Genomic DNA, 6,784 nt, shown 5'->3' with positions numbered 1-6,784 from the left:
CTGCGGCCTCCACCGGACGCCCCTGTCGGGCCGCCGCTAAACCAAGGCGTTAGAGGATTTCATGCACTTCAAACTTCGTCTGATGTTTCTATTATTCATGTTTTCTGTGTCAGCTAATTCCCTGGCCCAAAATTCGAGTGCGAATGCGTTTGAGCTCTATAAGAATGTGATCAATGGTAAAACGCCGGTTGAAGAGCTTACGCCAGAACAAAGGATGCAGGTTTTTCGCATCCATCAAGTGTTATCATCAGCAAATTCGAGTGAAGAGATTGAAGGCCATAATTTTTCACTCCGCGACATTGAGAGAAAGTGCGAAGTATACAAATACGATGAATCGCGCGGTGAGCTAGAGTGTAGAGGATCAGATCTTCGCCCAGTGGAGCGTAAGTGTGAGGTCTACTTCTACGATAATCAGAATGGTGAAATTGAATGTCGAGGAAGCGATTTTCGGCCGATTGAAAGGAAATGCTCAGTCAGTCTCTATGATGAGGAATACGGAGAGATTGATTGCTGATTTCTCTAACAATTCGCGTAAGTCGGACGTCCCTGACGGGCCGCCGCTTCGCTTCGCGTTAAATGCCAAGAGGAAGTTATGTCAGGGATTGCTAAAACTCCAAGTCCCCCATATTACGCAGTGATTTTTAGCTCTGTCCGCACGGATGGTGATCATGGTTACGGTGCTATGGCAGACAGAATGGTTGAACTGGCCGCTCAGCAGGAAGGGTTTCTTGGTATCGAGTCAGCCCGTGAGGATGTTGGTATCACCGTTTCGTACTGGGCAAGCGAGGAAGCGATCAGGAACTGGAAGCAAAATGCTGAGCACCTTGAAGCCCAGCGTTTGGGTCATAAAGCGTGGTATTCCGAATTTAAAGTCCGAGTTGCAAAGGTTGAGCGGGCTTATGGCATTTAACCAGTCAATCAAGTTCGTTCCCGGCCTAAGGGCCGTCCACCGGACGCCCTAGTCGGGCGCCGCTTATCATTGGCGTTATGCAGGATGAGATGACAATACGTCGAGCTGTAGTGGATGAAGTAAGACTGATATCGCTGGCCTCTGAGCAACTCGCGTACGAAAAGGCTGTGCCCCACATGAACATAGTGGCGGAGCTTCTTTCTGGTTTCTGTGATGATCTCTTTCACCCCAAGAGCCCAGAGTGGGTGTCACAATTTACTGAGAGTGAGCTGAAAGGTTTAGCTCATCTTTATGGCGTCATGATGGAAGTCGATAGCGGCGCGGCAAGCTGCGTGAGCGAGCTTTTGAAGGACGAAAAATGGCGAAGAGTTATTGCGGTGGCTAAGGAACTATATCCCAGTCTCGAACCCAATGCATAACCAGTCATTCCAGTTCGTTACGGCCCTAGAGGGCCTCCACCGGACGGCCTTTTCTCCGCTTCGCTACGTAAAGGCCGCCGCTGAATTTTGGCGTTAGGTCAAGGAGAGAGCAGTGGATTACGGGTTAGCTCGACAGGTTCTGAATTACCAGGCGTTCCTTCCGATAACCGAATCAGAATTCTGGGAGATAGAGGTCGCTAAAGACGGTTTGCTCCAGGCCGTCTTTATTGAAGAAAAATTCGACCTCGTCATCGAGAATTTGCTCGACCTGGAGTCCACCATGCTCAACTCGGCAGTCAGAGGCGCCTATCTTCACAACCAAGATTGGGAGTCCTATCAAGAAGAAAGAGGTCTTTTAAATAGACGATTGATCAATTTGCTTACCGCTTCTCGGATCTATATTGACCACGTTAAACACCACGTTAAGAAAGTGTTCTCGGCTGCGCATGATGTTGAATCGGCACCAGATCTCAAAAGTTTGTTTAGTCGTGAGTATGACGCTCGACTGGGGTTTCGAGCTGGAGAAGCACTTAGAAATTTTGTCCAGCATAGGGGCTTCCCGGTACACAGTATTACATTTGAAACGAGGCGCATGGATCGAGCCGGAGAAGGCGTTTCCGATTTGCGTTGTGGACTGAGCCCATATCTCTCACCCGAAGAGCTCAGGGAAGACGGAGACTTCAAGAAAAGTGTGTTAGAAGAGCTTGAGTTGCTAGGAAACAAGGTTGATCTAAAATCTCTTGTTCGCGACTACGTCGAAGGTATTGCCAACGTACATAACGATATCCGAGAGCAAATTCAGCCACAAGTTGATTACTGGGAAGAAAAAATAACATCGGCGATAACTCGTTTCGAACAGGAATCGCCCGAAGAAGGAGTTATAGCACTTAGCGCTATCCAAAGAAACGAGGATGGCCAATGGGTTAGGAAAGTCCAAATATTCGCTGAGTTTATGCAATATAGGCGAACACTCAGAAAGAAAAACTCTTCCCTCCATTCGCTCGGGAAAAAATATATTACAAGTGAAGTGATAGCTCAGTGACCTAACAATCGGCTGCACAGCGACCAATTTTCAGCCGCTTCGCGGCTCCAAACCGGCGCGTGAGCCGGGCGTTATAAGCCAAGGCTCTAGTGATTTTTTGGTGGTTGGGTGCATGGGCCTTGGCGGAAAATCTGGAGTAAATATTTAAACTTTCGGTAACGGCCAAGGCCATCGAACTCTGCATCCAATTTGGTAGCCGGCATTGGTTTTTACGGGTTATCGGCAACGTGCCCAGGTTGTGGGGCTGTTCGCCGAAAGTTCTGAGTAGGCCGGGTAAGTTGGTGGTTTGTATCGGTGCCGGACCGCGAGCCAGTGCTTGGTTTTTTTGGAGTACGCATGGACGTTTTGGTGTGGACCGGAAACCATCGGGTGACCGGCTTCTAACCAATGCATTAAATACGTTCCGGGCCGATGGCCCTCCACCGGACGCCCTAGTCGGGCGCCGTTTATGCAGGCGTTAGGGCTCGTATTCGTGAACCAAATTTTCGGCAAAGTCTTCAGAACCAGCGACGGCAGTGAGTACGGGGTCATTAGAAAGATCTCAGCGCCGCTCCCTGAAGAGCTTTCAGAGTCAGATGTTATCGCTGAAGATGAGTGTGGAAACTATTTCGTCAGAGAGAATCGAAGAATTCATTTTTGGGATCATGAAACCAGCGAATTTACGATCCTCGCGAATTCTGTCAATGAGTTTATCGCCGGGTGTGCAGCTCCGTCAGAAGTGGAACTGGAGCCTGGGCAGGTCAAGTCGGTTTGGGTCGATCCTGAATTTGCCAAAAAGTTTGGCATTGCCCCCAAGCCCTAACAAGTCACGGAAGGCGGACGCGTGAGACGCGCCGCTTCGTTCAGCGTTATGTGCAAGGAAAGCTCGCAGAATCATGAAAGCTTTAAAGGTTACCGGAGCAATTGTCGTTGCTCTAATCGGAGCTTGGTACCTACTCGAGGATTACTGGTATAGAAAAGCTATTCCAGAAAATATTGGTCTCAGTTACCGCATATCTATCACCTCGGATTCTGGGCTTAGGGAAGGTTGTGGTACGGCTGTCTACAAATTGGGCGGTAAAACAGCAGAAGCCATCAAAGAGCAAGGTGTTAAGTTTTTCGAGGAATCAGGCCAGGCTCGAGGTCATTCTGACCGGTACTATACATATGGCGAGTGGATGGAAACTCCAAGAGATGACTGGACTAGGTCGGAAAATTGGTCATATGAACTGCTTTGCGGCGGGAGTATCGGTGGCTCTTTGCATGACGACATAGTAGAGAGCGGACGAACCGGTGGTTCGTACTATTCGTTCAAGGATGAGGCCGTCCTGATGGTGATACCCGACAAAAAACTGGTGGTTTTCAGTCACAATGGTTAAAGCACATAACCAGTGCAGGCACGGCGACGCCCACTACATTGCGCCTTCGGCTCCATTCCGTGTGCGCGCATGCTGCAAGCGTTAGGTGAATATAGTGGCTGAAGATACTAAGAGTGAATTTACGCTAGTTGATGCAATCGCGTCAGAGGCTTATGTATCAACTATGATAACTTGCTTACTTTGCGAAAGAAATTTGATGGCGGAAAATTTAGGTATTGAAGAGCCCAATGATCCAATGGAAAAATGGGCGGAAGGCTTCTGTACCGCGGCTAAAAAAGCAGGCTGGTCTGTGTCATCAAGTACGGGCGCAATAGTGTGTCCAAAATGCCATGATTAAACGAAAATCACCTAACAAGTTTGTCCAGTTGACGTTTTGGTCTACGCTCCTTTTTGTGCATTTGCTTCGCAAAATTTCGCACAAAAATCCACTACAACCAAAACGCAACTGACAAAGGCGTTATATAGGGAGGTAGTAGCCTATGGAGGCACTATTTGAGTTTCTGTCAAAAATCCCCTCCTCGGCCTGGGTGGCGCTATCCACAGCAATACTTACTTCTACATTGACGTTGATCGGTGTAAACCTAACTAATCGAGCCAGCAACGACCGGTTGCGGATTCAGCTTGATCATGAAACTGAAACGCGAAGAAATGACATAATTCGGGAAAGGCTTGAGGAGCTATATGTAGAATCAAAGCGATACATGAATATAGCGGTATCCCATTTCCTGCCCTATAGGCAAGTAATGGCAGGAGAGCTGACCTTTAATGATGCCCTCGACATCACTACAAATCGGACTTATGAGCACAACCCAGATCGGTTGAATCTGATTATCGATATGTACTTTCCAGAGCTTCAAGCCCCGTTTTTGGCAGTAAAAGAAAAACTCGATCATACCCAAGATGTCTTGCATGGCTATAAACAGCAGTATAAAACCGGTGATATTTCCGGTGAGAAGTGGTTGCCTCATTTTCAAGAGGCACTTGAATTGTTGGCGAAAGAGGCCAGCTCATTTGAGCGTGAGGTATCGAGAATTGCCAAAACTATATAACAATGCCATTAAGTCTGTTCCGGGCCGATGGCCCTCCACCGGACGCCCTTGTCAGGGCGCCGCTTATGGCCGGCGTTATGTGGGCAGTACCAACGGGCATGATTGAATGGCACAACGCATTGTTATAGGGATATTTTTGACCTCGCTTTTGGTTGCTTCGGTGGCTATGTTTATGGGTCACCAATCCCTAGCCAAATATTTTGCTGCACCTGCTTTAGCTTTTTCTGGCTGGGCTGCTCTGGGCCACCTCGTTACCTTGGATGATGAAGCTCCAGGCGAGTGGTCCAATCCGGAAGGTTCTAAGGCGATATGGAAACGCTCCGTCGTAGAGTTAATCATTAAGGTCGTGGTTTTTGCGGCCGTAGGCATAGCCTTCTATGTCTAGCCACATAACCAGTGCATTAAATTCGTTCCGGCCCGATGGGCCTCCACCGGACGCCCTAGTCGGGCGCCGTTTATGCAAGCGTTATGCAAAGCGATCGTCTTGACGTACGTACTAAAAAGCGTACACTCTGATCAAAAGTTGATCATGAAAGAGGTGCGTTATGACGGGAATCACAGCAACTGAGGCGCGCAGCAACCTTTATCGGTTAATCGACGAGACCGCCGAGTCCCACCAACCAATCGTTATCATGGGTAAGCGGAACAAAGCCGTTTTGGTATCCGAGGAAGATTGGTCTGCAATCCAGGAAACACTTTACCTGCTCTCCGTACCAGGTATGCGGGAGTCTATTCGAGAGGGGATGGATACCCCGGTGGATGAATGCGATGAGGAGTTGGACTGGTGACATGGAAGTTGGTTTATACCAAGCAAGCCCAGAAAGATGCAAAGAAGTTGGCCTCCAGCGGACTCAAGCCTAAAGCTCAGGAACTGTTAGCTCTGCTAGCGGAGGATCCTTACCGCAAGCCGCCTCCGTTTGAGAAGCTAATTGGTGATCTTGCAGGAGCCTATTCGCGCCGCATTAATATTCAGCATCGTCTGGTCTACCAAGTGCTCGAGGATGAGCGAGTGGTGAAAGTTCTCAGGCTTTGGAGCCACTACGAATAATGCATAACCAGTCGCTGTTGGCGGACAATTTTTCCACCGCTTCGCGGTTCCAAAATCGCCGCAAAGCTTCGCGTTAAGTTTTTGGGATGCCAATGAGCTACGACTACCAGATTGAAGTGGAACTTGCCTGCAACCTTCTGGGAGATCTGGAGGGAGCGACACTTTTGTCTGTGAGGATCAACGTGGTTGAGCCCGAGTACAATGTCGTTTACCTCGACACAAGTAATGGGGTTTTTGCGCTTCAGGGTGAGGTTGGAGGGGAGTATCTTGGGGTACACAGGAAAGCGGAGATGCCTGACATTACCGATCATGATGGCTACATCATCTGCGCTTACCCACCGTTTGAAGAGTTCGTCGGCTCGGTCATTTCGCAAGCAAGGCAAATGGGATCTATCTGGCATGGGCATGGGTTTGAGATCACCTTCAAGGGAATCCCCGACAAGTCTATGATGATCCAGTCGATTTATTGCGGGTCTGAGCCGGAGGGGCTCACTGACTGTTTGAGGCTTGGAATTGGATACTATTCAAATGAATGGGCCAGAACTTAACAATACGCGTCACGCGGATGCCCTTTACGCCGCTCCGCTCTGTAAAGGCCACCGGTGCGCTCTGCGTTAACAGGCAAACATGAGTAGTAAAGGTATCCCGCTTCAGTACGCATGCTTTGAGTGTCGGAAGTGTTTCAAACTGCCTCAGTTTCCGGGCGCGTTCAATCGTTTCATGACGTCTGAACAGCAGGCGGGTCAAGCGAGATAGTCCGAAGAATTTGAGGCAAGGCGTGAGTACAAATGTCCAGATTGCGGCGGGCCATCTTTTTACATGGGAATTGATTTCAAAGCACCGAAAAGGTCGGACGTTAAGGCTTGGCGAGAGGCAAAAGCGTTTATAGAGTCAGGTAAGGTCTATCACCGCGGGGTGCAATAAGTGCCTGTTAACAAGTCAATTAAGTTCGTTCCCG

12 protein-coding genes are annotated in these 6,784 nt (G+C 49.0%); all 12 read left to right on the top strand.

The window, feature by feature from the left end; genetic code table 11:
- Nucleotides 1-61: 61 nt before the first annotated feature.
- The 12 genes from DS878_RS04975 to DS878_RS04925 all read left to right on the top strand — a co-directional run bounded on the left by DS878_RS04975 (nucleotide 62) and on the right by DS878_RS04925 (nucleotide 6,374).
- On the top strand, nucleotides 62-514 hold the full coding sequence (locus DS878_RS04975; RefSeq protein ID WP_113814889.1) for a hypothetical protein: 453 nt from the start codon (nucleotides 62-64) through the stop codon (nucleotides 512-514).
- Between the two features lie 78 nt (nucleotides 515-592).
- Entirely contained in the window at nucleotides 593-910 is a 318-nt protein-coding gene (locus DS878_RS04970; RefSeq protein WP_113814888.1) for an antibiotic biosynthesis monooxygenase family protein, read from the top strand.
- A gap of 89 nt (nucleotides 911-999) precedes the next feature.
- Nucleotides 1,000-1,329, top strand: coding sequence for a hypothetical protein (locus DS878_RS04965; RefSeq protein ID WP_148707066.1), 330 nt, complete (start codon nucleotides 1,000-1,002; stop codon nucleotides 1,327-1,329).
- Between the two features lie 112 nt (nucleotides 1,330-1,441).
- The gene (locus DS878_RS04960; RefSeq protein WP_113814886.1) at nucleotides 1,442-2,371 is read left to right on the top strand and encodes a hypothetical protein; all 930 of its coding nucleotides are present in this window, start codon (nucleotides 1,442-1,444) and stop codon (nucleotides 2,369-2,371) included.
- Nucleotides 2,372-2,843: 472 nt separating this feature from the next.
- Nucleotides 2,844-3,173, top strand: coding sequence for an SMI1/KNR4 family protein (locus tag DS878_RS04955; protein ID WP_222837439.1), 330 nt, complete (start codon nucleotides 2,844-2,846; stop codon nucleotides 3,171-3,173).
- A 73-nt stretch (nucleotides 3,174-3,246) separates the two neighbouring features.
- The gene (locus DS878_RS04950; RefSeq protein WP_113814885.1) at nucleotides 3,247-3,729 is read left to right on the top strand and encodes a hypothetical protein; all 483 of its coding nucleotides are present in this window, start codon (nucleotides 3,247-3,249) and stop codon (nucleotides 3,727-3,729) included.
- Between the two features lie 94 nt (nucleotides 3,730-3,823).
- The gene (locus tag DS878_RS15435) at nucleotides 3,824-4,066 is read left to right on the top strand and encodes a hypothetical protein (RefSeq protein ID WP_148707065.1); all 243 of its coding nucleotides are present in this window, start codon (nucleotides 3,824-3,826) and stop codon (nucleotides 4,064-4,066) included.
- A 142-nt stretch (nucleotides 4,067-4,208) separates the two neighbouring features.
- Nucleotides 4,209-4,778 (top strand): hypothetical protein, encoded by a 570-nt coding sequence (locus tag DS878_RS04945; protein ID WP_113814884.1) that lies wholly within the window; start codon nucleotides 4,209-4,211, stop codon nucleotides 4,776-4,778.
- A 106-nt stretch (nucleotides 4,779-4,884) separates the two neighbouring features.
- Complete coding sequence (locus DS878_RS04940) at nucleotides 4,885-5,163, top strand: hypothetical protein (RefSeq protein WP_113814883.1); 279 nt, start codon at nucleotides 4,885-4,887, stop codon at nucleotides 5,161-5,163.
- A gap of 160 nt (nucleotides 5,164-5,323) precedes the next feature.
- A complete protein-coding gene (locus DS878_RS04935) occupies nucleotides 5,324-5,566 on the top strand; it encodes a type II toxin-antitoxin system Phd/YefM family antitoxin (protein ID WP_058092928.1) in 243 nt (80 codons plus the stop codon).
- Nucleotides 5,563-5,826, top strand: coding sequence for a Txe/YoeB family addiction module toxin (locus tag DS878_RS04930; RefSeq protein ID WP_113814882.1), 264 nt, complete (start codon nucleotides 5,563-5,565; stop codon nucleotides 5,824-5,826). The genes DS878_RS04935 and DS878_RS04930 overlap by 4 nt, the downstream gene beginning before the upstream one ends.
- A 92-nt stretch (nucleotides 5,827-5,918) precedes the next feature.
- Complete coding sequence (locus tag DS878_RS04925) at nucleotides 5,919-6,374, top strand: hypothetical protein (RefSeq protein ID WP_113814881.1); 456 nt, start codon at nucleotides 5,919-5,921, stop codon at nucleotides 6,372-6,374.
- Nucleotides 6,375-6,784 lie beyond the last annotated feature (410 nt).

This window comes from Marinobacter sp. F3R11 (genome assembly GCF_003318275.1).
Lineage (GTDB): Bacteria > Pseudomonadota > Gammaproteobacteria > Pseudomonadales > Oleiphilaceae > Marinobacter.
This window is presented reverse-complemented; position numbering and strand designations above follow the sequence as displayed.

What these genes read in the sequence shown, in the direction of transcription:
- DS878_RS04950 (WP_113814885.1), top strand. Translation starts at nt 3,247, where the DNA reads ATGAAAGCTTTAAAGGTTACCGGAGCAATTGTCGTTGCTCTAATCGGA.
- DS878_RS04935 (WP_058092928.1), top strand. Translation starts at nt 5,324, where the DNA reads ATGACGGGAATCACAGCAACTGAGGCGCGCAGCAACCTTTATCGGTTA.
- DS878_RS04965 (WP_148707066.1), top strand. Translation starts at nt 1,000, where the DNA reads ATGACAATACGTCGAGCTGTAGTGGATGAAGTAAGACTGATATCGCTG.
- DS878_RS04970 (WP_113814888.1), top strand. Translation starts at nt 593, where the DNA reads ATGTCAGGGATTGCTAAAACTCCAAGTCCCCCATATTACGCAGTGATT.
- DS878_RS04945 (WP_113814884.1), top strand. Translation starts at nt 4,209, where the DNA reads ATGGAGGCACTATTTGAGTTTCTGTCAAAAATCCCCTCCTCGGCCTGG.
- DS878_RS04925 (WP_113814881.1), top strand. Translation starts at nt 5,919, where the DNA reads ATGAGCTACGACTACCAGATTGAAGTGGAACTTGCCTGCAACCTTCTG.
- DS878_RS04940 (WP_113814883.1), top strand. Translation starts at nt 4,885, where the DNA reads ATGGCACAACGCATTGTTATAGGGATATTTTTGACCTCGCTTTTGGTT.
- DS878_RS04975 (WP_113814889.1), top strand. Translation starts at nt 62, where the DNA reads ATGCACTTCAAACTTCGTCTGATGTTTCTATTATTCATGTTTTCTGTG.